Annotated in this window: 19 protein-coding genes and 1 riboswitch; of the genes, 7 read left to right on the top strand and 12 right to left on the bottom strand. The window is 75.4% G+C overall.

Translation table 11 applies throughout. The annotated features are described in order from the left end of the window. Positions 1-60 precede the first annotated feature (60 nt). Together NDAS_RS04285 and rpe are read right to left on the bottom strand one after the other, a co-directional pair. Positions 61-1,083 (bottom strand): phosphatase PAP2 family protein, encoded by a 1,023-nt coding sequence (locus NDAS_RS04285; RefSeq protein WP_081461697.1) that lies wholly within the window; start codon positions 1,081-1,083, stop codon positions 61-63. Between the two features lie 221 nt (positions 1,084-1,304). Then, positions 1,305-1,976 (bottom strand): ribulose-phosphate 3-epimerase, encoded by a 672-nt coding sequence (rpe, locus tag NDAS_RS04280; protein WP_013151909.1) that lies wholly within the window; start codon positions 1,974-1,976, stop codon positions 1,305-1,307. Between the two features lie 289 nt (positions 1,977-2,265). Here rpe and NDAS_RS04275 point away from each other — a divergent pair, with 289 nt between their 5' ends. Both NDAS_RS04275 and NDAS_RS04270 read left to right on the top strand, forming a co-directional pair. Continuing rightward, positions 2,266-2,658, top strand: coding sequence for a hypothetical protein (locus tag NDAS_RS04275; protein ID WP_013151908.1), 393 nt, complete (start codon positions 2,266-2,268; stop codon positions 2,656-2,658). Between the two features lie 3 nt (positions 2,659-2,661). Next, positions 2,662-3,762 (top strand): hypothetical protein, encoded by a 1,101-nt coding sequence (locus NDAS_RS04270; RefSeq protein ID WP_013151907.1) that lies wholly within the window; start codon positions 2,662-2,664, stop codon positions 3,760-3,762. 429 nt (positions 3,763-4,191) lie between these two features. Here NDAS_RS04270 and NDAS_RS04265 read toward each other — a convergent pair whose 3' ends face one another. After that, positions 4,192-5,661, bottom strand: coding sequence for an RsmB/NOP family class I SAM-dependent RNA methyltransferase (locus NDAS_RS04265; protein ID WP_013151906.1), 1,470 nt, complete (start codon positions 5,659-5,661; stop codon positions 4,192-4,194). Between the two features lie 68 nt (positions 5,662-5,729). Next, positions 5,730-6,665 (bottom strand): methionyl-tRNA formyltransferase, encoded by a 936-nt coding sequence (gene fmt, locus NDAS_RS04260; protein ID WP_013151905.1) that lies wholly within the window; start codon positions 6,663-6,665, stop codon positions 5,730-5,732. Positions 6,666-6,776: 111 nt separating this feature from the next. On the opposite strand from fmt, the gene NDAS_RS04255 reads away from it, so the two are divergent. Further along, positions 6,777-9,389, top strand: a complete 2,613-nt coding sequence (locus NDAS_RS04255) for a primosomal protein N' (RefSeq protein WP_013151904.1) — start codon at positions 6,777-6,779, stop codon at positions 9,387-9,389. A gap of 204 nt (positions 9,390-9,593) precedes the next feature. Here the strand turns inward: NDAS_RS04255 and NDAS_RS04250 are convergent, their stop codons facing one another. From NDAS_RS04250 to NDAS_RS04225, 6 genes are all read right to left on the bottom strand, one after another. Beyond that, positions 9,594-10,133, bottom strand: coding sequence for a DinB family protein (locus NDAS_RS04250; protein ID WP_013151903.1), 540 nt, complete (start codon positions 10,131-10,133; stop codon positions 9,594-9,596). Next, positions 10,124-10,831, bottom strand: a complete 708-nt coding sequence (locus tag NDAS_RS04245; RefSeq protein ID WP_013151902.1) for an SAM-dependent methyltransferase — start codon at positions 10,829-10,831, stop codon at positions 10,124-10,126. Before NDAS_RS04245 ends, NDAS_RS04250 begins: the two co-directional genes overlap by 10 nt. Positions 10,832-11,404: 573 nt before the next feature. Further along, a complete protein-coding gene (locus NDAS_RS04240) occupies positions 11,405-13,903 on the bottom strand; it encodes an FtsX-like permease family protein (protein ID WP_232051639.1) in 2,499 nt (832 codons plus the stop codon). 122 nt (positions 13,904-14,025) lie between these two features. Continuing rightward, positions 14,026-14,841: an ABC transporter ATP-binding protein gene (locus NDAS_RS04235; RefSeq protein WP_013151900.1), complete on the bottom strand. Its 816-nt coding sequence runs from the start codon at positions 14,839-14,841 to the stop codon at positions 14,026-14,028. Then, complete coding sequence (locus NDAS_RS04230; RefSeq protein WP_013151899.1) at positions 14,838-15,101, bottom strand: hypothetical protein; 264 nt, start codon at positions 15,099-15,101, stop codon at positions 14,838-14,840. The genes NDAS_RS04235 and NDAS_RS04230 overlap by 4 nt, the downstream gene beginning before the upstream one ends. A 188-nt stretch (positions 15,102-15,289) precedes the next feature. After that, a complete protein-coding gene (locus NDAS_RS04225) occupies positions 15,290-16,639 on the bottom strand; it encodes an aminotransferase class V-fold PLP-dependent enzyme (protein WP_013151898.1) in 1,350 nt (449 codons plus the stop codon). Between the two features lie 61 nt (positions 16,640-16,700). Next, a riboswitch (SAM riboswitch) is annotated at positions 16,701-16,815 on the bottom strand. Positions 16,816-17,029: 214 nt separating this feature from the next. Between NDAS_RS04225 and NDAS_RS04220 the strand changes: the two genes are divergently transcribed. The 4 genes from NDAS_RS04220 to NDAS_RS04205 all read left to right on the top strand — a co-directional run bounded on the left by NDAS_RS04220 (position 17,030) and on the right by NDAS_RS04205 (position 20,693). Further along, the gene (locus NDAS_RS04220) at positions 17,030-17,425 is read left to right on the top strand and encodes a DUF3870 domain-containing protein (RefSeq protein ID WP_013151897.1); all 396 of its coding nucleotides are present in this window, start codon (positions 17,030-17,032) and stop codon (positions 17,423-17,425) included. Beyond that, positions 17,422-18,717 (top strand): CaiB/BaiF CoA transferase family protein, encoded by a 1,296-nt coding sequence (locus NDAS_RS04215; protein ID WP_013151896.1) that lies wholly within the window; start codon positions 17,422-17,424, stop codon positions 18,715-18,717. Before NDAS_RS04220 ends, NDAS_RS04215 begins: the two co-directional genes overlap by 4 nt. A gap of 177 nt (positions 18,718-18,894) precedes the next feature. Continuing rightward, positions 18,895-20,085, top strand: coding sequence for an acyl-CoA dehydrogenase family protein (locus NDAS_RS04210; protein WP_013151895.1), 1,191 nt, complete (start codon positions 18,895-18,897; stop codon positions 20,083-20,085). A 140-nt stretch (positions 20,086-20,225) separates the two neighbouring features. Then, on the top strand, positions 20,226-20,693 hold the full coding sequence (locus tag NDAS_RS04205; RefSeq protein WP_013151894.1) for a nitroreductase/quinone reductase family protein: 468 nt from the start codon (positions 20,226-20,228) through the stop codon (positions 20,691-20,693). A gap of 144 nt (positions 20,694-20,837) precedes the next feature. Here NDAS_RS04205 and NDAS_RS04200 read toward each other — a convergent pair whose 3' ends face one another. Next, the gene (locus NDAS_RS04200) at positions 20,838-23,015 is read right to left on the bottom strand and encodes a RelA/SpoT family protein (protein ID WP_019607013.1); all 2,178 of its coding nucleotides are present in this window, start codon (positions 23,013-23,015) and stop codon (positions 20,838-20,840) included. Positions 23,016-23,604: 589 nt separating this feature from the next. Next, positions 23,605-24,159, bottom strand: a complete 555-nt coding sequence (locus NDAS_RS04195; protein ID WP_013151892.1) for an adenine phosphoribosyltransferase — start codon at positions 24,157-24,159, stop codon at positions 23,605-23,607. Positions 24,160-24,373: the final 214 nt, after the last annotated feature.

Here is a 24,373-nt window from a genome sequence, read left to right as displayed (position 1 = left end):
GCGCGCGCCCGGTCGGGCGGCCCCGGCGGGCGTGTCGCCGCGACCGCGCGTCCCGCCCGCTCAGGAGGTCTCGGCGGCGGCCCCGGGCCGGGTGGCCAGGCCGCTGCGGACGAAGGCCTCCGGGGCCAGGAAGGAGGCCCAGAAGGTGATAGCGCCGTAGGCGGCGAAGGACACGGCGGCGTTGGCGAGCCCGCCCAGGTGGCCGAAGAGCACGCTCACGAACACCTGCACCAGCACGATCACCGAGACCCCCAGGACGAAACGGGCGGCCCGGGAGGCCAGGGTGCCCGAGGCGCTGTACCATCCGCGCCGGGCGAGCAGGGTGAAGCCCACCAGCCCGCCCAGCAGTGTCCCGGCCACGGTGTACAGGCCGGTGAGGGTTTCGGCGGCCGGGTCGGCGGGGACCGCGCCGATCCACTCCTGGGGGACCGTCCAGTCACCGCGCACCAGCAGCTGCCACAGGGTGGCCGCCAGGCAGGGCAGCAGGGCGACGGCCAGGGCGTAGCCCACCCAGCGGGCCGTGCCCAGCCCCAGCCACCAGGCGGTGACGCGATCCTCCCAGCGCAGGACCGCCCACAGCAGGGCGGCGCCCAGCACCAGCCCGGCCACGACGTCGCTGATGAAGTGGGCGCCCAGGTAGACCCGCGAGAGCGAGACGAGCGCGATGACCGCGACCGCCGCCCACAGCACGGCGCGGCGGCCGGACCTGATGCCGAGGTAGCCCCAGGTGACGGTGGCGCCCTGGGTGTGCCCGGAGGGGATCCCGAAGCTGTCCGAACTCGTGTGGGCCGTGACGCGGGCGTCGAACCAGGGCGGCCGGGCCCCGTAGAGCAGGGACTTGAACAGCTGGTTGACCACGCCTGAGCAGGCCACCACGACGAACAGGCGCGCCCCCAGGCCGGGGTTGACGCACCAGAAGACCAGGGTGAGGGCGAGGATGACGAGCGTGTGGGAACCCAGGTGGGTGACCAGGCCCAGCGGGTAGGCGAGCCAGTCCCCCAGGCCCTGGAGCCAGAGGATGGGGGCGGTCTCCGCCTCCCACAGCGCGTCCGTGGCCAGGTGCTCGGCGGTCCAAGCGTTCAACGCGTACTCCCAGGGGTCCGCGCCTGGCAACGCGCTCACGCCGCGCCGCTCCCCCGCGCGCGCGAAGGCGGAGGGGAAGACGGAGCCGCGACCAAGCGAGATTCACGACTACGAGTCGCACAGCTTAGGGGGAGACGCCGGATGGGGCCAGCGAAGGGCGGAACCGTGTCGCGATCGTTGCGCAGACGGACGTTCGGTTGCGGGGGGTCGGGGCTTCGGACTCAGGACCTGGCGGCGGCCCCGGTGGCGAGGGCGCGCAGGGATTCCACGGCCTTGGCCGGGTCCTGGGCCCCGTAGACGGCCGACCCGGCGACGAAGACGTCGGCTCCGGCCTCGGCGGCCCGCTCGATGGTCTCGTCGCTGACGCCTCCGTCGACCTGGAGCCAGACGGAGGCCTCGCGGCTGTCGAGGATCTCGCGGGCGCGGCGGATCTTGGGCAGGACCACGTCGAGGAACTTCTGTCCGCCGAAGCCGGGTTCGACGGTCATGAGCAGGAGCATGTCCATCTCGCCGACGAGGTCGGCGTAGGGCTCGACGGGCTCGGCGGGGTTGAGGGCCAGGCCCGCGCGGGCGCCGAGGCGGCGGATCTCGCGCAGCGTGCGCACGGGGGCCCCGGCGGCCTTGGCGTGGATGGTGACGCTGCCCGCGCCCGCTTCGGCGTAGGCGGGGGCCCAGCGGTCGGGCTCCTCGATCATCAGGTGGCAGTCCAGGGGGGTGTCGGTCGCCTTGAGCAGGGACTCCACGATGGGCAGGCCGAGCGTCAGGTTCGGGACGAAGTGGTTGTCCATCACGTCGACGTGGAGCCAGTCGGCGGACGGGGACACGGCGGCGGCTTCGTCGGCGAGGTGCGCGAAGTCGGCGCTCAGGATGCTGGGTGAGATCTGGATGGCCACGCGTGCAGTGTAGCCACGGCGGAGGGGGGCGGGTGGTCCGGGTGCGGGGCCCGGAGCTGCGGGGACGCGAAGAGGTTTTTCCCCTCCCCCCTCACTGTTCGGGGCGTCTTCACGGAGGATCTTTACGACGTAGATCACAAATCGCCCTTTTCGGACATGCGGAGTGGCCGAGAGGAGTGGGGGGAGGGCGTCCGAACGCGCCTGGCACGGCCCCCGGGGAGGTGGGGCCCGTGCCAGGTGCCGTGGCGGACGCCCGCGCGCAGGAGCGTCCGGGAGGAATGGGAGATCCGTGAGCGAGGACACCGCGGCGGAGTTGGGCGTGGTCTGCGAGCACGCCCGCGACATCAGGGACCGGCTGGAACCGGTGCCCGGCGGCCCAGCGCTGGTCGACGCGGTGCTCGGGGCGGCGCGCGGCGGCGGGGACGCGTCGGCGGAGCTGGCCGAACTCCAGGAGGCCCTGGTCGCCCTCGACGGGCGCGGGCTGGCCGCCCACGCCGACGGAGTGCACCGGGTGGGGTCCGGGGGCGCGGGGGTGGCCGGGATCGGTCTGCCCCGCCCCGCCTTCGCCCTGTACGGGTGCCCCCAGGGCAGGTGCGCGCGCACGTGGGAGCCCACACCGGCCGAGGACGTGCCGGTCTGCCTGGTCAGCGGCGCCGCCCTGCGCCCGCCGCGGGGGCGGTAGGCGGTGGGCGACCTTTGGGCGGAACTGGGCCGCAGGCTGACCGAGAGGTGGGTCAGCACCCTGGCGCTGCCCGGCGCCCTCTACCTGGCGGTCGCCACCGCCGCCTACGCCCTGGGCTGGTCCGGGGCGTGGGACGCGGGGCACCTGGCCGAGCGTGTCACCGGATGGGCCGCGGATCCTCGGGTGGACACCTTCGGCGGCCAGGCCCTGGTGCTGGCCGCCGTGCTGGCCGGGAGCACCGCCGTGGGCCTGGTCGCCCGGGGGTCGGGCTGGCTGGTCGAGCGCCTGTGGACCGCCGCGGACTGGGAGCGGTGGCCGCCGCCGCTGCGCGGCTGGACCGGGCGGTGGGTGCGCTCGCGCCGCGCGCGGTGGGACCGGCTGCGCGGGGAGGTCGAGCGGGCGCGGAACGGGGAGGCGGAGCAGGCCCGGGGCCGGGAGGAGGCGTTCGCGAAGGCCTACGACCGCATGGCGAGGGTCTCCCCCGAGCGGCCCGAGCGCCCCACCTGGTGCGGTGACCGGATCGCGGCCGTGCGCACGCGGCTGGCCCGCGACCACCGCGCGGACCTGGCCGTGCTGTGGCCGCACCTGTGGCTGGTCCTGCCGGAGGAGGAGCGCGTGGAGGTCACCGCGGCCCGCGAGGACCTGTCCCGCGCCACCGGGCTGACCGCGTGGGGGCTGCTGTACCTGCCGCTGACCGTGTGGTGGTGGCCCGCAGCGCTCGTAGCGGCGGCCGTGGCGGGGATCGCGTGGGTGCGGGCCCGGTCGGCGGCCGGGAACTACGCCACGCTGGTGGAGGCCGTCGTGCGCCTGCACGCGGTGGAGCTGGCCGACCGCGCGGGGGTCGCGCACGAGGGGGCGTTCAGCGGGGAGCTGGGCGAGCGGCTGACCCTGCGCCTGCGCGCGAGCATGCCGCCGGCGCCCGTGCTCGCACCCTTGGTGTCCGCGCCTGTGCCGCCGGTGGCCGCACCTCCGGTGACCATGCGGCCGCCCCCGGAATCCGCACCTCCGCCGGGGTCCGCGCCGCCTCCGGTACCCGAGCCCGCGCCGCCGTCGGCAGCGGACACCACCGCTTCCGGGCCGGAGGACGAAGGACCCCCTACGTAGCGGACACCTCGGTCGGCAGCGGACAGCGCCGAACACGAACGAGGACGACGAGCGCCCCGCCGCCCCGGACGGGTTGTCCACAGGGCTCCGGGGAAGGGCGCGCAGGCCCCTACTCTGGTATCGGGGGCGCCGCGGGCGTCCGTCGGCGCGGTGACACGCCCCCGTGTTCCAGTGTGACCGGCCGTCTCTCTCCCGCCCACCCCGGATCCCCTCCTGTGGACGGGCCCGGGGGACTTCCCAGCCCGGGTCGGTGAGGGGGCCGCCGCGCGAGCGGCCCCCACGGCTTCAGGACCGCTCGAACCCAGCACCGCTCGAACCCAGCACCGCTCGAACCCAGCACCGCTCGAACCCAGCACCGCTCGAACCCAGCACCGCTCGAACCCAGCACCGCTCGAACCCAGCACCGCTCGGACCCAGCACCGCTCGGACCTAGGACCGCTCGGACCTGCGCAGCAGCGCCAGGAACATCGCGTCGGTCCCGTGCACGTGCGGCCAGAACTGGACGTACCTTCCCTCCGGCCCGGCCGCGAGGTCGGGCACCCCGTCCAGGTAGTCGGCGGCGCGCAGCAGCGTGAGGTCGTCGCGCTCGGAGAGCACCCGGCGCACGATCCCGTCGGTCTCGTCCAGGTGCGGCGAGCAGGTGACGTAGGCGACCACACCGCCGAGGCGCACCGCCTCGACCGCGCTCGTCAGCAGGTCGTGCTGGAGCGGCGCCAGCTCGGCGGCCGACCCCTCGGTGCGCCGCCAGCGCGACTCCGGGCGGCGGCGCAGCGCGCCCAGGCCCGTGCACGGCGCGTCCACCAGCACCCGGTCGAAGGCCCCCGGCCGCCAGGCGGGCCTGGTTCCGTCGGCGACCACGACCCGGCCCGCGTCGCGCGGGGAGCGGCGCACCGCACCCGCCACCAGTCCGGCCCGCGCGGGCTGCACCTCGGCGGCCAGCAGGCGGGCGTCGCGCTGCCCGGCCAGGGACGCCAGCAGACCGGCCTTGCCGCCCGGCCCCGCGCACATGTCGAGCCAGCGCGCGTCGTCCCCGTGGGCGTCCACCCTGGTCAGGGCGAGGGCGACCAGCTGGCTGGCCTCGTCCTGCACCGCGGCCCGGTTCTGGTGCACCTCGCGGATCGCCGCCGGGTCGCCCTCGGGCAGGTAGGCGGCGAACGGCGAGTAGCGGGCCTCCTCGGCACCGGCGGCCACCAGGTCGGCGACGGTGGCGCGGCCCGGCTTGGCCACGAGGGTCACGCGGGGCCGCTCGTTGTGCGCGGCGAGCAGGCGCTCGGTCTCGACCAGTCCGTTGGCGGACCGCTCCCCCAGCGCCCGGGCCAGCTCCTTGACCATCCAGCGCGGGTGGCTGTGCACGACCGACAGGTACCCGCTGGGGTCGGTGGCGCGGTCGGGGGCGACCACGGCCGTCCACGCGTCCAGGTCGCGGGCGGACACCTTGCGCAGGACGGCGTTGACGAACCGGCCGCGGTGGTGGCCCACGACCCTGCGGGCCAGGTCCACGGTGGCGCTGACCGCGGCGTGCGGCGGGATCTTGGTGGACAGCAGCTGGTGTGCGCCCAGGCGCAGCAGCGGCAGCGCCTCGGTGTCCACGGAGGCGAGCGTGCGGTCCACGCAGGCCTCCAGGATCGCGTCGTAGGTGCCCTGGAGGCGCAGGGTCCCGTAGGTCAGCTCGGTGGCCAGGGCCGCGTCGCGGCCGCTGATGCCGCGTTCGCTGAGCAGGGCGGGCAGCAGCAGGTTGGCGTAGGCGTCGCGCTGGCCCACCGCGCGCAGCACGTCGTAGGCGACGCGGCGGGCGGGGTCGCGGGGCGGGGACTGTCCGTCCCCGCCCCTGCCGCCGCCCTGCGCGGGCTTCCCGCCGCGGCGGGGACGGCGGTACGGGGATCGGGACTGCTCGCTCAACGTGTGCTGCCTCAACAAACCGGGGATGGGACCGGCGGGCTCAGCCGCCAGGTCGAGACTACGGCAGCTCAGCGCCCCAGGCGGTCCTCGTCGACTGGGCGCACGCCGCGCGCCCAGTCGACGGCGGCCATGGCGCGCTTGCCCTGCGGCTGCACCTCGCCCAGGACGACCGGGTGGGTGGCGGTCCCGACCAGGACCCGCCTCTTGTCGGCGTGCAGCTGGCCGGGGTCGAGCGCGGGTGTGTCGGCGTCGGTGAGGGGGGTGACCGGCCCCACCTTGAGGCGGCCGCCGCGGAAGGTGGTCCAGGCGCCCGGGGCGGGGGTGCAGGCGCGGGCCGTGCGGTCCACGCGCAGGGCGGGGGCGGTGAAGTCGAGTTCGGCGTCCTCGGGGGTGAGCTTGGACGCGTAGGAGATTCCGTCGGCGGGCTGCTCCACCGGGCTGAGCCGGTCGGCGGCGATGCCGTCGATCGTGCGGACGAGGAGTTCGGCGCCGGAGACGGAGAGCCGGTCGAGGAGTTCACCGCTGGTGTCGGTGGGGCGCACGGTCTCGGTGAGGGTGCCGAAGACCGGACCGGCGTCGAGTTCCTTGACGATCCGGAAGGTGGACGCGCCGGTGATGTCGTCGCCGTGCAGGACCGCGTGCTGGACGGGGGCGGCGCCGCGCCAGGCGGGAAGCAGGGAGAAGTGCAGGTTGACCCAGCCGCGGCGGGGGATGTCGAGCGCGGACTGGGGCAGCAGGGCGCCGTAGGCGACCACGGGGCAGCAGTCGGGGGCGATGTGCGCCAGCCGCTCCAGGAACTCGGGGTCGCCCGCCTTGGCGGGTTTGAGGACCTCGATGCCCTCGCTCTCGGCGAGTTCGCCGACCGGGCTGGCGGAGACCTTCCGGCCGCGCCCGGAGCGGGCGTCGGGACGGGTGACCACGGCGGCGACCTCGTGGCCGGAGTCGATCAGTGCGCGCAGGGACGGTACCGCCACCTGCGGTGTTCCGGCAAAGACAAGCTTCAACGTGGGTTCCCCTCCACCGAGGTCTGTCGGTTCCCCAGTTCTACCAGTGGCGCCGGGCCGCGCCGCCCGGTGCGCGGGGCGGTGTCGCACGGTTCTGGTAGACAGAGGAGGATGACAGCGCAGCCCGGTCAGCCCGACGGGGTCCTCTTCGAGCTTCCGGAACAGGAGCCGGAACAGGAGAAGGCCACGGCTCGGGCGGCAAGCAGGTCCCGCCGCCCGGCCCCACGCAGGCCCGCCGAGCGGCTGCCCGTCGCGCGCGTGGTGGTGGACACCCCGCTGCCCCACCTGGACCGGTACTTCGACTACCGGGTGCCCGCCGACATGGACGAGGCGGCGGTGCCCGGTTGCCGGGTGAAGGTGCGGTTCAACAACCGCCAGCTGGGCGGTTTCCTGGCCGAGCGGGTGGAGACCTCGGAGTTCTCGGGGCGGCTGGCCTACCTGGAGGCGGTGGTCTCCCCCGAGCCCGTGCTCACCCCCGAGATCCTGGGGCTGGCCCGTGCGGTCGCCGACCGCTACGCGGGCACGCTGAGCGACGTGCTGCGGCTGGCGGTGCCGCCCCGCCACGCCCGCGTGGAGAAGGAGGCGGCCAAGGCAGCGGAGGCCGCTGAGGCAACGGGGGCCGACGCGTCTCCGGATGCGGCCGGGGTCAGCGCGGTTCCGGAGGCAGCGGAGTCCGGAGCGGCACCCGAGACGGCCGTGACCAGCGCGGATCCGGAAATGTTGGAACCCGGTGCGGGTTCCGGGACAGCCGTGATCGGCGCGCCCCCAAAGACAGCGGGTTCCGGCGCGAATTCCGAGACGGCAGCGACCGCGACGACCCTGGGGACAACGGGGTCCGGAGTGAATCCGGAGATGTCGGGGACCGAAGCGTCTTCTGAGGCCACGGGGGTCAGCGCAAATCCGAAGACACCGGGGGCGGCCCCCTCCTGGGAAATCGCGGCGACCGGAGCGGACCCGAACGGCGCCCCCTCCGTGACCGCCTCGGGCGAGGCGCCCGGGACGGCCCCGGGCGGGACTCCCGAGGCGGTCCCGCCCGGCGCCCGGACGGGCCCTGAAGCCCCGTCGAACACCGCCGACACCCCACGGGCGCCCGCAACCGTGACAGGCCCGCCCCCCGCTACGGCAGCGACACAGGACGCCACCGGGGCCGCCACCGATCCCGGCCCCTGGGCCGACTACCCCGAGGGCCCCTCGTTCCTGCGCGCGCTGCGCGCGGGCCAGCCCGCCCGCGCGGTGTGGAACGCCCTGCCCGGGACCGGGTGGGCGGACGCGGTGGCGGTCGCCGCAGTGCAGACCCTGGCCGCCGGGCGCGGCACCGTGGTCGTGGTGCCCGACGGCCGCGACGTGCGGGCCGTCGACCACGCCCTGGAACAGCGCCTGGGCGAGGGCCGGTACGTGGCGCTCACCGCCGACCTCGGACCGGCCGAACGCTACCGGCGCTGGCTCTCGGTGCTGCGCGGCGCGGTCCGGGTCGTGGTCGGCACGCGCGCGGCGGTGTTCGCGCCGGTGCGCGACCTGGGGCTGGTGGTGCTGTGGGACGACGGCGACGACGTGCACGCCGACCCGCACGCCCCCTATCCCCACGCGCGTACGGTGCTGTCGATGCGCGCGCACCGCGCCGGGGCCGGTGCCCTGATCGGCGGGCACACGCGCACCACCGACGCCCAGCTGCTGGTGGAGTCGGGGTGGGCGCACCCGCTGACCGCCGACCGGGCGACCCTGCGCCGCCGCGCGCCCGTGGTCCGCGCGGCCGGGGACGACCGGGAACTGGCCCGCGACGAGGCGGCGCGGTCGGCGCGGATGCCGAGCGTGGCCCTGCGCGCGGCCCGCGAGGCCGCACGGACCGGTCCGGTGCTCTTCCAGGTCCCGCGCCGGGGCTACCTGAACACGCTGGCCTGCGCCGGGTGCCGCGAGCCCGCGCGCTGCGACTCCTGCCGGGGCCCGCTGGCCGTGCGCGGTTCGCACGCCATGCCCTCGTGCGGCTGGTGCGGCCGGGTCGCCGGGCAGTGGGCGTGCCCGGAGTGCGGGGTCACCCGCATGCGCGCCGTGGTGGTGGGCGCCCGCCGCACCGCCGAGGAGCTGGGCCGCGCGTTCCCCTCGCTGACCGTGCGCACCTCGGGCCGCGAGGAGGTGCTGTCGCGGGTGGCGGACGCGCCGTCGCTGGTGGTGGCCACGCCGGGGGCCGAACCGGTGGCCGACAACGGGTACGCGGCGGCGGTCCTGCTGGACGGCTGGGCGCTGCTGAACCGGATGGACCTGCGCGCCTCGGAGGAGGCGCTGCGGCGCTGGCTGAACGCGGGGGCCCTGGTGCGGCCGGGCGGCACGGTGGTGGTGTCGGCCGACGCCTCGCTGCCGGTGGTGCAGTCGTTCGTGCGCTGGGACCCGGCGGGCTTCGCCGAGCGCGAGCTGGCCGAGCGCCGGGAGCTGGAGTTCCCCCCCGCGGTGGCGATGGCCTCGGTCACCGGCGCTCCCGAGCACGTGCGCGAGCTGCTCGACCAGATCGAACTGCCCGAGGGCGCCGAACTCCTGGGGCCGGTGCCGGTGGGCGCGGACCGGGCGGTCGGCCCGGACGGCGCCCACCCCACGGAGCGCGCGCTGCTGCGGGTGCCCCGGGCCGGGGTGGGCGCGCTGTCCCGGTCGCTCAAGGTGGCGGCCTCGGCGCGCAGCGCGCGCCGCGACGAGCACCTGGCGCAGGTGCGGATGGACCCGCTGCACGTGGTCTAGGCGGTGTCGGGGCCGTCCGGGGGAGCACCGGGGCCGCCCGTCCGAAAGTGTCACCGGTGTGGCACACGGGGTCTGGTCCGCGGTGGCCTTGGACTCGTAGCGGGTTCGGGCGCCCCGGGGTCAGGCGGTCGTCGCGGCAGGGAACGCGTCGAGGGCCCCGTCCGGGGCGGCCCGGCCGGGGTCCGACGGGAGCGGCCGTCGGGCTCAGCGGCCGTACTCCGCGCGGTACAGGTCGCGCAGCGCGGCCACCTCCGCCGCGTGGTGGATGACCTCCCGGTTGACGTGGAGCACGAGGGCGACCATCGGGAAGTCCTCCCACTGGGGCGCCTCGGCGCCGCCCACCGGCGCGGCCAGGCCGCTCTCGTCCAACTCCTGGACGTGCGCGGTCCAGGCCGTGTAGGCGTGGCGCAGCCGCTGCCGGGCCTCGGCTGCGGTCGCGGGCCAGTCGGCGTTCTCCCGCGTGGCGGTGCGGTCGCCGAAGTGCCAGTTGACGCGGGTCTCCAGGACCTCGACGACGATGTGCCCGAGCCGCCAGGCGATGGTGGTCACCGGCGGCGGTTCGGGTTCGGGGACGGCCGTGTCGGGCCGGTGGCGTCCGTCCGGCCCCTCGCGCACGGTCCAGGCCCCGGGCACCGGGGCCCAGTGGAACTCCTCGTCGGTGAGCCCCTCCAGGCGGGGCCACAGGGAGAAGTCCCAGTAGAACCGCAGCTGCGCCAGGACCTCTCCGGTCCAGTTCACCGCCACCCGCGAACGCCCCCTCGGCGTCTTGGCGCGCGGCCCAGCCCCGCCAGGACGCCGGTGCCCGCGTCGGACACGTCCTCGTCCGGATAGGGCCACCACCGCAGGTCGGCCACGCCCGGCTCGATGGGCTGGAAGGGGTCGAAGGCGCGCTCCACCGCGGCGCGGGGCGCCGGGGAGGTGAGGGCGAGGTAGCCGCCCCCGCGCATGAGGGCGTGCAGGGCGTCGATCCGGGCGGGCGGGTCGTCCGCGGTGAAGGGGCGGGTCATCAGGACGGCGACGGGCTCGTCGAAGTCGACGAGCCCGGAGGTGCCGAGGCGGCGCAGGAGCGTGTCCGTGCCGGATCCGTCGCCGGAGAGCACGCGGGCGCCGGGGGTGGAGAGCATGCCCGCCGCGCCGTGCGGGGCGACGTGGACGACGGAGGCGTCGGGGGCGGTGGCGTGCACGCGCTCGGCGGTTCCGGGCACCGGGCACCCCCAGTCGACGAACTGGCGCACGCCCGCGTCGGTGGACAGGTAGTCGACCACGCGCCCCAGGAAGGCCTGGTGCAGGCGGGTGTGCTCGGCGTGCCGGGGGTCGGGACGCCCGCCCGCGCGGGAGCCGAGGTCGACCACACCGGACCGCTGGCCGGGGACGGGCACGGACCCGCGCCCTCGGAACACGGCCGTGAGCCGACCCGTCTTGGGCCCTCGGACGTTGGTCACGTTCACGCTCCCCCAGCCGGTTCGCTCGCGGGAGGCAGACGCTCGGCGGGGCGGGCCGGTCGGGCCCGGACAGCGTCGCGCCATGCCGTCAGGGCCCGATGGTACCTCCTGTGAAAGTGATCCTCAGCACACACTTGGGTGTTATGCGCCCTATTTCGCCCTTTGGGAACTCCTGGGGCGCAAGTGTTTCTGGTAAACGAACTCGGCCCCGCGAACGGGGAGGGGGCGTCACGCCCCGCTCCCCCGCGGTTCCAGCAGGTCACCGCCGTGTGTTCCCGGGAAAGCCCCACGGCACGGCCGGAACGTCCGGGAAAGCGCTTTTTCTGCCGCGCTTCCCGGGAAACGGCCTCGGGAGGCGAGGGGGTTCCACGCCCCCGGGCTCCGGCCCCGGGGCGTCGCCCCCGACGGGGGCGACCGCCCTTCCGTCACGAGGACCTCTCCCGGGCGGAGGCCGCCCCCACCGGGAGGCCGTTCCCGGCCGGAGACGGCCCCCATCCGAAGGCCGCTCCCGGCCGGAGGCGGTCCCCGCCAGAACGCCGCTCCGCGCGGAGGGCCGCTCCCGGGGGAAGCCCGTCAGGCCCCGGCCCCGGCGCGCCACCGGTCCGCGGTCAGCCTCCTCGCGGGCAGCTCCGCGCACAGCCAGGACACCACCGCGACCACCAGCACGGTCGCGGGCAGCAGCCAGAACGGGCCGCCGGGCCACGGACGCCCCAGGAGCCCCATCCCCGCGAAGGCGAGCGGGACCGCCGAGGCCAGGACACCGGCGACGACCGCGCCGACCGCGATCAGGGCGGCCTCCCTGCGCAGCAGCGACCGGACCTGCGCGGGGGTCATGCCCACGGCGTGCAGCGAGTCCGTCTCCGCGCGGCGGCGCAGGGTCTGGGCGGACAGGCGGTTGGCCACCGAGAGCAGCACGTACCCCGCCAGGCAGAGCAGCACCACGAGGTTGAGCACCGTGTTCGCCGCGAGCCCGCTCCCGGCCGCGTCCGGCGCGGTGTCGGCGACCTCCACCCCCGGATGCGCCGAGGCCAGGCCGTCGAGGACCCCGCGCACCTCGGACTCCCGCCCGGGTTCGGCGAGCACCCGCAACTCGGCGGGCAGGTCCCCGGTCAGGTGTCCCCGGGCCAGGTCCCGCGAGACCAGGACCGGGCCGAAACCGAGTTCGCGCTCGTACAGCGCGACCACCTCGGCGCTGGCCTCGGTCCCGTCCCCCATGCGGAACGCCACCCTCTGCCCCGGCTCCGCTCCGAGGGAGCGCGCGGTCTGCGCGCCCAGCGCGACGGTGTCGCCGGTCAGCGCGCCCAGGTCGCCCTCGGTGACACCCACGTCGACGACCTCCGGGGCTCCCGGCCCCAGGACCAGCGCGGGCGTCTCCTGGTGCAGCACCCCCTCATCGAACGGCAGCTCGGTGGTCCACACGAGGGCGGTCGGCGTGGCGGTGACGGCCGCGGCGACGGACGGGTCCTCCCGAACGGTCTCGGCCAGCCCCAGCGGAAGCCCGCCGAGCGCAGGCGCCGTCAGCGTGCTCGCGGCCAGCTCGCCGTCCTGTCGCTGCTCCGTCTGCGCGGCCAGCAGCGTGGTGTTGACGTACCCCTGGCTGAGCGCGAAGGCCACCAGCATCGCCAGCGCGCTGACCGCGCCCGCCACCCGGTGGGAGTGGCCGTGCAGATTGCGCACCGCCAGCCAGGTCAGGGCGGACGAACGCGCGGGCAGGCGGCGGCCGAGCGCCCCGCTCACCGCCCGCAGCAGGGCGGGGCCGACCAGGGCCAGCCCGATCACCGCGAGCAGGCTGGCCGAGGCCGGGCCGACCGCAGCCGTCTCGTCGCCCAGCACCAGCGCCGGGACCGACGCCCCCACCGAGGCCAGGAGCAGCGCCGCCCCCGTCCAGGTCCGCGCCCGGCCGGGAACCCGCGGTTCGGCGACGGACTCGGCGAGCGCGTCGGTGGGCGGCGCGGCCGCGGTCCGGCCGACCGCGGCCAGCGAGGCCAGCCACACGGCGAGCACCATCAACACCGCCGTGGCCAGGGCGGGCAGCGGTCCGAACACCGGCGGCAGGCCCGGGGGCACGAGGCCCAGGGAGGCGAACCAGTCCAGCGCGACCCCGGCCAGCGGATAGCCGCCGGCCACGCCGAAGGGCAGGGCCGCCAGGGTGACGAGGAGGTTGGGGGCGGCGACCAGGCGGCGGATCTGCCGGGGTGTGGCGCCCACGGCCCGCAGCAGCGCCAGGTCGCGGCGCTGGGCGGCCACGGAGACCGACAGCGCCCCGGCGACGGTCAGGCCGATGGTCATCACCAGGACACCGCTGAGCGAACCGGCCACCGCGACCAGGACACCGCGTGCGGCTCCGGCGGCCGGGGACTCGGCGTCGCCGATCCGGTCCCCGGTCCGCACGAGCGCGTCCTCGCCCGCCAGGGCCTCCCGCACCGCCCCGGTGAACCGCTCCTGCGACACGCCGGGCGCGGCGCGCAGGGCCACCAGGTCCACGGTGCCCTCGCGCGGGCCCTCGGTGCGTCCGGCCAGGTCGGCGGCGGTTTCGTCGTCGAACAGGACCACGGTGGCGCCGGTGTCCAGCACCCCGGAGAGCCGGTGGTCGCCGGTGCGCCCCGCCGCGGTGACCCGCACCCGGTCGCCGACCCCGGCGTCGGCGGCGGCCGCCGTGGCGGCGTCCAGGACCACATCCCCCGGCCCCCGCGGCGCCTCCCCCTCCAAGGGGGCGTCCTCCAGCAGCGCGGCGGAGGACCACCCGTGGCCGGTGGTGCGGGGGTCGGCTCCCGTGGCGGGCCCGTCCCCGGTGTGCACGGCGGCCGGGAACCCCACGTCGCCGACGGCGGTGCCGACCTCGGGCAGGGCGGCCAGCCGGGCGGTGAGCTCCTCGGGCAGTCCGGCCCGCTCGGGCAGGGGCAGGTCCAGGTCCTCGGCCTGCTCGACCGTCTGGGGGGCGGCGACCACGGCGTCCGCGCCCCGGAGGCGTTCGGCGGGGACCGACGAGCGCAGCCCGGTGTCGGCCAGCACGCCGCCGACGGTGACGAACGCCGATCCGCCCAGGACCGCGACGGCGACAGCGGCCAGCACCCCGGCACGGCCGCGCGCCAGCTTCAGCGCTAGGGGGCCGCGTCCGCCCACGGGGCCCTGACCGCAGGCGGGGCCGGAACCAGAGGCCGGACCGGAAGCCGGATTCGGTGCGGGGGTCGCCGTCATCGGTCCGCCTCCGCCCCGGCCGTCTCCAGCGAGGCCAGGCGTCCGGCCAGGTCGGCCGCGGAGGGGGCGTGCAGGACGTCGGCGAGGCGGCCGTCGGCCATGACCGCGGTGGCGTGCGCCCGGGCGGCGGCCTTGGGGTCGTGGGTCACCATGACGACGGTCTGGCCGAGTTCGTCCACGACCTCCCGCAGCAGCCCCAGGACGCTGTCGGCGGTCGCGCCGTCGAGCGCTCCGGTGGGTTCGTCGGCGAAGACGATGTCGGGGCGGGAGGCCAGGGCCCGCACGATCGCGATCCGCTGCTGCTGGCCGCCGGAGAGCTCCGTGGGCCGGTGGCGCAGCCGCTGCCCCACCCCCACCCGGCCGACGAGCGCGCGCAGCCAGCCCTGGTCGGGGGTCCGTCCGGCCAGGCGCAGCGGCAGGGTGATGTTCTCCTCCGCGGTGAGCGTGGGCACCAGGTTGTAGGACTGGAACACGAAGCCGACCCGCTCGCGGCGGAACTCGGTGCGGCGGGGCTCGCGCAGGGAGCTGATGTCGGTGCCGCCCACCACCACCGAGCCCGAGGTGGGGCGGTCCATGCCGGACGCGCAGTTGAGCAGGGTGCTCTTGCCCGACCCGGACGGCCCCATGACGGCGAGGAACGAGCCGCGGGGAACCCGCAGCGACACCCCGGCCAGGGCCGAGACGGCGCCCTCCCCGTCGGCGTAGACGCGGTGGACGTCGGTGAGCCGGACGGCCTCGCCGTCGGCGTCCGGACCGGCGGAACCCGGTGCGGTGGAGGCCGGGGCGGAGGCCGCCCCGTTCGCGCCGCTCACCGGTCGCCCCTGCGGACCAGGACGATCAGCGCGACGAGCGAGACCAGCGCCGCGAGTCCGAAGGCCGACCCGATCAACTCGTGGCCGAGCAGGGACAGCGTGCCGTTGGCCGTGGCGGTCCCGGCGAGGACGACGCCGAGCAGGACCAGCAGGGCTCTGCGGGCGGGTGTGCGCCGGGGGTCGCGCGCGGGCACCCGCGGAACGGAGGGGGACGGGGCTCCGTCGGTCGGAGCGTCGATGCGGTAGGGGTCGTCGGACACGGCTGCTCCCGGGGTTCGGTGGGTGGCTGGACACGGCCGGTGTACCGCCCGCCGTGTCGTCTCCGACGCTACGAAGACGCGGCCCGCCGAAACATCCCGCCCACCAGTCGACCCCTGTTACAGCCAGCTGTAGTGGCGCCCGGCCCAACCCTTCCGAGCAGCCGCCGCACCCGGGCCCGGAACCTCCGTCAGAGCACCCGCGCGGGGTCGGGCACCGGGGCGAGGCGGCCGTCGCAGTCGGCGTACTCCCAGCGCGGTCCGCGGGCCACGAGTTCGGCGACCGCGCCGACGAGGCGGTCCACGTGCTCCCGCGTGGTGCCCACTCCCAGGCTCGCCCGCACCGCCTGGCCGTGCCCCCGGGGCAGCAGGTGCCTGGTGAGGGGGTGGGCGCAGAACAGGCCGTCGCGCACCCCGATCCCGTACTCGGCGGACAGGGCCGCGGCCAGCAGGTCGGCGGGCAGGCCGTCCACGGTGAACGACACGATGCCCACCCGCGGGTGGTCACCGCCCCACAGGGTCAGCTCGGTGACGCCGTCGACCGCCGTCAGCCCCGCGCGCAGCCGCTCCAGCAGCGCCGACTCGCGCACGTGCAGGAGTTCCTGGGTGGCGGGGGCGAGGGTGTCGCAGGCGGCGGCCAGCGCCACGGCTCCCAGCACGTTGGGGCTGCCCGCCTCGTGCCGCGCGGGCAGGTCGTTCCACACCACGTCGTGTTCGCCGACCAGCCGCGTGGCTCCGCCGCCGGACAGGTAGGGCGCGGCCTCGCGCAGCCAGTCGGCGCGGCCGGCCAGCACCCCGGAGCCGAAGGGGGCGTAGAGCTTGTGGGCGGACAGGGCGACGTAGTCGGCGCCGGTCTCCTCCAGGCTGAAGGGCAGGTGCGGCACGTACTGGGCGGCGTCCACGACCACGCGCGCGCCCTCGGCGTGGGCGGCCCGCACCAGTTCCTCCACCGGCCAGATCTCGCCGGTGACGTTGGAGGCGGCGGTCACGCACAGCAGGCGCGGGCCCTCGGGGGCCCCGCGCAGCGCGGCGCGCGCGGCCTCCACCGCGTCCTCGGGGGACGCGGGCAGCGGCAGGCGCACCACCCGTCCGGCGCGGGCGGCGGGGTGCTCCCAGGGCAGCAGGCTGGCGTGGTGCTCGGACTCGAACACGACCACCGTGCAGCCCTCGGGCACCGAGCGGGCCAGCAGGTTGAGGGCGTCGGTGGTGCCGCGCACGAACACCACGGCGTCGGCGGGCTGTGCGCGCACGCCCACGAAGCGGGCGACGCTGCGGCGGGCGCGCTCGTAGGCGTCGGTGCTGACCTGGGAGTGGTGGCCCGCGCCGCGGTGCACGCTGGCGTAGTAGGGCAGCGCCGCGGACAGGGCCTCGGCCACCGGGGTCAGACACGGGGCACTGGCCGCGTAGTCGAAGTTGGCGTACTCGACCCGTTCGCCGGTGACCAGGGGGACGCCCTCGTCGGAGGTGACGACGGTGCACCCGGCGGCGTCGGCCGGGGACTCGGCGGAACGGGCGGTGTGGACGGAAACGGCAGTGGTCATGGAAGCACCTCTCCTGTGGGTCGTGGGACCCGCGGAGATGTCACTCCGGTAACGCCTCAGGGGTCCGCGCTTGTCCGACACGGTCGTGTCGGGACCTGGTCCTCACCCGGGGCACCCCACCGCGGTAGGAGGGTTGCCGACCAGCTAGCCGGGGCTTGACGCTGGTACTCGTGACCTGCGAGGCACACTAACACAGCCTTCCGGCTCGCGGCAGGGGGACCGGATGTGGCCCGGACCACCGATCCGCTTGACAGCGGCGCGCGCGGTGGGGACATACTTGTGCCTGCCTGCCCTCACGCCGCGGGTGTCCGGTTTCCCCCGGCCGCCCTCCAGGCGCGAGACTCCAGAGCGTCGGAGTTTTCGCGTGCCCGTGAGCGAGAGGTGTGCACCTTGTACGGCGACGACCGTATCCAGCAGGTTCTGCGCAATCCCAGGGTCGTCCTGGTGTCCGGCTACGCCCGCCTGCCCGACTCGGTGGCGAGCCACTCCCAGTACCAGCGGCTCGGCGTCGTGCTGGCCGTGGACACCGCCGACGGGCGCGTCGTCGCAGCGGACACCACCCTGCTCACCGAGCTGGCCAGGGACTTCTTCCGCGCCCTGGTCGAGGGGGAGTCGGTGACCGAGGACGTCGCCGAACTGGTGCGGCGGGTGCAGACCCGGTACGCGGGCCAGTCCGGCGCCGCGCTGACCACCGCCCTCCGCCGCTGTCTGGAGACCTACGTCCAGCTCCGGGAGGGCGACCAGTTGCCCGCGGACCCCGGGGTCGGGCAGGAGGCGCGGCCGTGACCGGCGACCTGCGCGCGGACGGGACCCCCGCCGGGCCCCGGACCGGAACCGGGAGCGCGACCGGGGCCGCGCCGCTGCCGCTGGCGGGCGTGCGCGTCGCCGACCTGTCCCGCGTGCTGGCCGGCCCCTACGCCACCATGCTGCTCGCCGACATGGGCGCCGAGGTGGTCAAGGTGGAGCAGCCCGGACGCGGCGACGACACCCGTTCCTGGGGCCCGCCCTGGGCCGGGGAGGCCGGACCGGAGGGGCACGGCGAGGCCGCCTACTTCCTGTCGGTGAACCGCAACAAGCGCAGTCTGGCCGTGGACCTGAAGGACCCCGAGGGCCTGGCCGCGGTCCGGGAGCTGTGCGCGGCCTCCGACGTGGTCGTCCAGAACTTCCGGCCCGGGGTGATCGACCGGCTCGGGCTCGGCTACGAGGCCGTCAGCGCCCGCAACCCGGCCGTCGTGTACTGCTCGGTGAGCGGGTTCGGACCCGAGCACGAGCCCGCGACGCGCCCCGGCTTCGACATCGTGGTGCAGGCCGAGAGCGGGCTCATGGCCGCCACGGGGCCCGCGGAGGGACCGGCGAGCAAGGTGGGCGTGGCCCTGACCGACGTGCTCACCGGGCTCAACGCAGCCGTGGGCGTCCTGGGCGCGCTCATGCGGGCCCGCGTCACCGGGCGCGGCGAGAACATCAGCGTGTCGCTGATCAACTCCACCCTCTCCGGCCTGGTCAACCTCACCCAGCAGGCGCTGGTGACGGGGGCCGAACCCGCCCGGGTCGGCAACGCGCACACCACGATCGTGCCCTACCAGACCTTCGCGACGGCGGACGCCGAGATCGTCGTCGCCGCCGGGAACGACGCCCTGTACCAGCGGCTGTGCGCGGCCCTGGACCGCCCCGACCTGGGCGCCGACCCGCGCTACGCCACCAACCCCGGCCGGGTGGCGCACCGGGAGGAGCTGGTCGGCGAGCTGACGGCGACCCTGCGCTCGCGGCCCGCCGACCACTGGATGGAGCTGCTGGTGGGAGCCGGGGTACCGGTGGGACGGGTGCGCGGAGTGCTCGACGCGCTGCGCGCCGCCGACGCCAGCGGCGACGACGTCCTGCGCACCGTCAAGCACCCCACCGCCGGGCTGATCGAACAGGTCCGCGCGGGGTTCCGGCTGGAGGGCACCCCGCCGCCGCTCGGCGCGCCGCCGCTGCTGGGGCAGCACTCCCGGCAGATCCTGGCCGAACTCGGCGTGGACGGGGCCGACGTGGACGCGATGGTCGCGCGCGGCGCCGTCCAGCAGCCCGACCTGTCCTGAGGTCCCAGCGGACCGCACCGGGTCCGCACGGCCGCGCCCCGGGGCCGTTCGGGGCTCCGCACCCGGTCCGCGGACCACCGCCCGTCCCTCCTCCGGGTCCCGCACCCGGATCCGAGGACGCCGTCCACCTCCCGCACGGCCGCACCGGCCGTCAGCACCACGAAGGGACACCCCACCATGAGCGACTCCCGCAAGCCCGCCGCCCCGGACCCGCACGACTTCCTGGCCGTGGACGCCGACCTGTCCGACACCGAGCGCGACGTCCGCGACGCCGTGCGCGGCTTCGCCTCGCGCGAGCTGGCGCCGAACGTGGCCGAGTGGTTCGAGGCGGGCACCCTGCCCGACCCGCGCGGGCTGGCCAGGGCCTTCGGCTCCCTCGGGGTGCTGGGCATGCACCTGGAGGGGTACGGCTGCGGCGGCTCCAGCGCGGTCGCCTACGGTCTGGCCTGCCGCGAACTGGAGGCCGTGGACTCGGGCCTGCGCAGCTTCGTGTCGGTGCAGGGCTCGCTGGCGATGGCGGCCGTCCACAAGTTCGGCTCCGAGGAGCAGAAGCAGGAGTGGCTGCCGCGCATGGCCGCCGGTGAGGCGATCGGCTGCTTCGGGCTGACCGAGCCCGACTCCGGTTCCGACCCGGGCTCTATGCGCACCCGCGCCCGCAGGGACGGGTCGGACTGGGTGCTCGACGGCACCAAGATGTGGATCACCAACGGATCGGTCGCCGACGTGGCCGTGGTGTGGGCCGCCACCGACGAGGGCGTGCGCGGGTTCGTGGTGCCCGCCGACACGCCCGGGTTCTCGGCCAACGTCATCCACCGCAAGCTGTCGCTGCGCGCGTCCATCACCTCCGAACTGGTGCTGGAGGGCGTGCGCCTGCCCGCCGACGCGGTGCTGCCGGGATCGCGCGGCCTGGGCTCGCCGCTGTCGTGCCTGAACGAGGCCCGCTACGGCATCGTGTGGGGCGCGGCCGGTGCCGCGCGCGCCTGCTACGAGGCGGCCCTGGAGTACGCGCTGAGCCGCGAGCAGTTCGGCCGGCCGATCGCCGGGTTCCAGCTGACCCAGCGCAAGCTCGCCGACATGGTGGTGGACGTCAACCAGGCGGCCATGACCGCGCTGCGGATCGGGCGTCTGAAGGACGAGGGCCGGTGCCACCACAACCACGTGAGCTTCGGCAAGCTCTCGTGCGTGGCCGCCGCCCAGCGGGTGGCCGCGGCGGCGCGCTCGGTGCACGGCGCCAACGGCATCACCCTGGAGTACCCGGTGATGCGGCACATGCTGAACCTGGAGACGGTCGCCACCTACGAGGGCACCGAGGAGATCCACGCGCTCAGCATCGGCCAGTCGGTGACGGGGATCTCGGCCTTCCGCTGAATCCCGCCCCCCGGGCCCGCTCTTCGGTCCGGGTCAGGGCCGGTCGGCGGTGGTCCGCCGCGGGTCGCGCGCCTCCCCCGGTGCCGCCGGGCGCGCGCAGCCGCCAGAATGGGGAGCAGCCGAGCGAGGGAGTTGCCGAGATGGGGAACGAGCCGACGAAGCGGTTCGAGATGACGGGGCTGCGGCGGACCGCCAACGCCGTCGTCAGCGGCTTCGTCAAGTACGGGGTGTGCCTGCCCGAGTTGCACCTGCTCACCACGCGTGGGCGCAAGTCGGGCTTCCTGCGCACCATCCCGCTCAGTGTGCTGGACAGCGACCGCGGACGGTTCCTGGTCTCCCCCTACGGGGAGGTGGACTGGGTCCGCAACCTGCGTCAGGACGGCTTCGCGACGCTGCGCCAGGGCGGCTGGATCGAGCTGATCAGCGTGCGCGAACTGGGGGCCGAGGAGGCCGCCCCGCTGCTCAAGGAGTACCTGGACCACCCGCGCGCCGCCATGGTGGGCCTGTACTTCGAGACGCCGCCGGACGCCCCCGAGGAGGCGTTCGCGGCCGAGGCCGAACGCCACCCGGTGTTCGAGATCGTGCGCTCGACCACGATCCGCATCTGACCGGCGCGCACGGGCTCCGGGCTCCCCGCGCGGGCGTCCGGGGCCCGGCCGTGTCCGGCCCGGCCGCGCGGCCCCGGACACGGGACCGGGACGGGACCGCGGCGTCCTGCGTGCCCGCGGCCTCTCCCCCTCCGTCCGGCCGGGTCAGTTGCGGACGCGGAAGACGTCGTAGACGCCGTCCACGCCCCGCACCGCGCGCAGCACGCTGCCCAGGTGGGCGGGGTCGGCCATCTCGAAGGTGAAGCGGCTCTGCGCCACGCGGTCGCGGCTGGTCTGGACGGTCGCGGACAGGATGTTGACGTGCTGGTCGCTCAGCACCCGCGTGATGTCCGACAGCAGCCGGGACCGGTCCAGGGCCTCCACGTGCAGCGCCACCAGGAACATCGAGTCCTCGGTGGGCGACCACTCCACCTTGACCATGCGGTCGGTGTCCAGCGTCGCGGTGTTCACGCAGTCCCGGCGGTGCACCGACACCCCGTTGCCCCGGGTCACGAAGCCGACGATCTCGTCGCCCGGCACGGGGGTACAGCACTTGGACAGGCGCGCCCACACGTCGGCGTCGCCCTCCACGACCACGCCCGGGTTGCCGTGCTGGCGCTGGCGGGTGGCCGCCTTGGTGGGCAGCGCCGACTCGGCGATGTCCTCGGTGTGGCTCTCCAGGCCGCCCATGGAGTCGACGAGCTTGCCGACCACGTGCTGGGCGCTGACCTGGCGCTCCCCCACGGCCGCGTACAGCGAGTCCACGTCCGGGTAGCGCAGGTCGCTGGCCAGGCCGATGATCGCCTCACCGCTGAACAGGCGCTTGACCGGAAGCTCCTGCTTGCGCATGACCTTGGCGATCTCGTCCTTGCCCTGCTCGATGGCGGCCTCGCGGCGCTCCTTGGTGAACCAGTGCCGGATCTTATTGCGGGCCCGGGCGCTCTTGACGAAGTTCAGCCAGTCCCGGCTGGGCCCGGCGTCGGGCGTCTTGGAGGTGAGGATCTCCACCGTCTCGCCGTTGTGCAGCTCGTTCTCCAGCGGCACCAAGCGGCCGTTGATGCGGGCGCCCACGGTGCGGTGGCCGACCTCGGTGTGCACGGCGTAGGCGAAGTCCACGGCGGTGGCGCCCTGGGGCAGCGAGATGACGTCGCCACCCGGGGTGAAGACGAACACCTCCTGCACCGACAGGTCGAAGCGCAGCGACTCCAGGAACTCGCCCGGGTCCTTGGTCTCCTGCTGCCAGTCGATGAGCTGGCGCAGCCACTGCATGTCGGAGCTGCCCCGGGGCTTGCTCTCGCCCCCGCTGCCCCGGTCCTCCTTGTACTTCCAGTGCGCGGCGATGCCGTACTCGGCGCGCCGGTGCATCGCGCGCGTACGGATCTGGAGCTCGACCGGGTTGCCCGAGGGCCCTATGACCGTCGTGTGCAGCGACTGGTACATGTTGAACTTGGGCATCGCGATGTAGTCCTTGAACCGGCCGGGCACCGGGTTCCACCGCGCGTGGATGGTCCCCAGGGCCGCGTAGCAGTCGCGGACGCTGTCCACCAGGACCCGCACGGCGATGAGGTCGTAGATCTCGTCGAAGCCGCAGTTGCGGGCGATCATCTTCTGGTAGATCGAGTAGTAGTGCTTGGGCCGCCCGCGCACGGTGGCCTTGAGCTTGGACTCGCGCAGGTCGGCCGAGACCGCCTCGATGACCTCCTGGAGGTAGACGTCGCGGCGCGGGGCGCGCTCGGACACCAGGCGGGCGATCTCGTCGAAGCGCTTGGGGTAGAGGGTGGCGAAGGCCAGGTCCTCCAGCTCCCACTTGATGGTGTTCATGCCCAGCCGGTGGGCGAGGGGGGCGAAGATCTCCAGGGTCTCGCGGGCCTTCTTCTCCCGTTTGGCGCGGGAGGGCAGGTAGCGCAGGGTGCGCATGTTGTGCAGCCGGTCGCACAGCTTGATGACCAGCACGCGGATGTCGCGGGCCATGGCCACGACCATCTTGCGCACGGTCTCGGCCTGGGTGGCCTCGCCGTACTTGACCTTGTCGAGCTTGGTGACCCCGTCGACCAGCTCGGCGATCTCGTCGCCGAAGTCCGAGCGCAGCTCGCCCAGGGAGTAGTCGGTGTCCTCGACGGTGTCGTGCAGGAGGGCGGCGGCCAGGGTGGCCTCCTGCATACCCAGCTCGGCGAGGATCGTGGCGACGGCGAGGGGGTGGGTGATGTAGGGGTCGCCGCTCTTGCGCTTCTGGTCGCGGTGGTGGTGGGCCGCGACCTCGTAGGCGCGCTCGACCAGCCGCACGTCCACCTTGGGATGGGTGGCCCGCACTGTCTTGATCAGTGGTTCGAGCACCGGGTTCATCGTCACTCCCCGCTGGGCGCCGAGTCGGGCGAGCCTTCTGCGTACTCGCACCGTGGAGGGCGTGGTGGAGGGGGACGGCTGCCGCGTGGCCCCCGCTCCGGAGACGTCGGAGGGCGCCGCTCCGTTCGCGGCGCCCTCCGGCCGGTCTCCCTGTGGACTTGTGGTGGCGCCCCGCGCGCCGGTGCCGTCCGCCTGCCCCTGGGGCGCGTTCGGCCGCGGTTCCCGGGAGGCGCCCCGCCGCGTCTCGTCCGTCGGTACCGCCCCGGTCGAAACCACTTCGCTTGGCATGCCTACCTCCCGCGGATCCGTCCGGTCGCGCGGGCGCCGTCAGCGCCGCCCGGCTCCACCGGTGCACGTGCGTGTCATCAGGGCCAGTCGTGACGTGGCCGCCGCGGTACCTCTCCCACCAGTCTAGTGGGGCCGTTCCCGTCGGGAACGGCCTCGGCCTCCCCCGCTCCCGCCGCGCCCGTCGGCGGGTGTGACACTGGCCACCGGGGGTTCACCCCCGGTGGTGGAGTACGTCAACGATGACGGGCCGTCGCGCATTCCCCGTGGGGAGGGGCGTCGGCCGCGGCGCGGGTCGGCCGGATCAGACCGTGAGGAGGGTGTGCAGCTCCACGTCGGGCACCCTGTCCCGTCCCCGGAGCGCGGAGAGCTCCATCAGGACGGAGAATCCCACGACCGTACCACCCGCCTTGCGGACCAGGTCCACCGCGGCCCTGCCGGTGCCGCCGGTGGCGAGGACGTCGTCCACGATCAGCACACGGCTGCCCGGGGAGACCGCGTCGGCGTGGATCTCGACGGTCGCGGTGCCGTACTCCAGATCATAGGCCTGCCCGATGGTCCGTGAGGGCAGTTTCCCGGCTTTGCGCGCGGGGACGAAGCCCGACCCCAGCGCCATGGCGACCGGGGCGCCGAAGATGAACCCGCGCGCCTCCAGTCCGACCACGTGGTCCACCCCCGCGGCGCGGAAGGGCGCGGCGAGGCCCTCCACGGCGGCGGCGAAGCCCTCCCGGTGGTTGAGCAGCGGCGTGATGTCCTTGAACAGGACGCCGGGCTTCGGGAAGTCGGGGACGTCGCGGATGTGCGCCCGGATGAGCTCCGGGCTGGGGACGGGCGCCGCGGTGGCGGTGTCGTCGGGCATGTGGGATGGGCCTTCTGCTGGGTTCTCGTGTTGTCGGGGCCGACGTGGGCGGGGCCTCGCGGGAGCCGCCGCGGCGGTCCGGGGTCCGGCGGGCCGGACACGGCGGTACCGGTCCCCCCGCGCGGGGGGACCGGTACCGGGGTCGGACGCGCGCGGGCCGTCCGCTCACCGCGCGGGGCGGAGGCCGGGGCCTGGGCCGAAGCGGGCGGAGGCC

This window comes from Nocardiopsis dassonvillei subsp. dassonvillei DSM 43111 (assembly GCF_000092985.1).
Taxonomy (GTDB): Bacteria; Actinomycetota; Actinomycetes; order Streptosporangiales; family Streptosporangiaceae; genus Nocardiopsis; species Nocardiopsis dassonvillei.
This window is presented reverse-complemented; position numbering and strand designations above follow the sequence as displayed.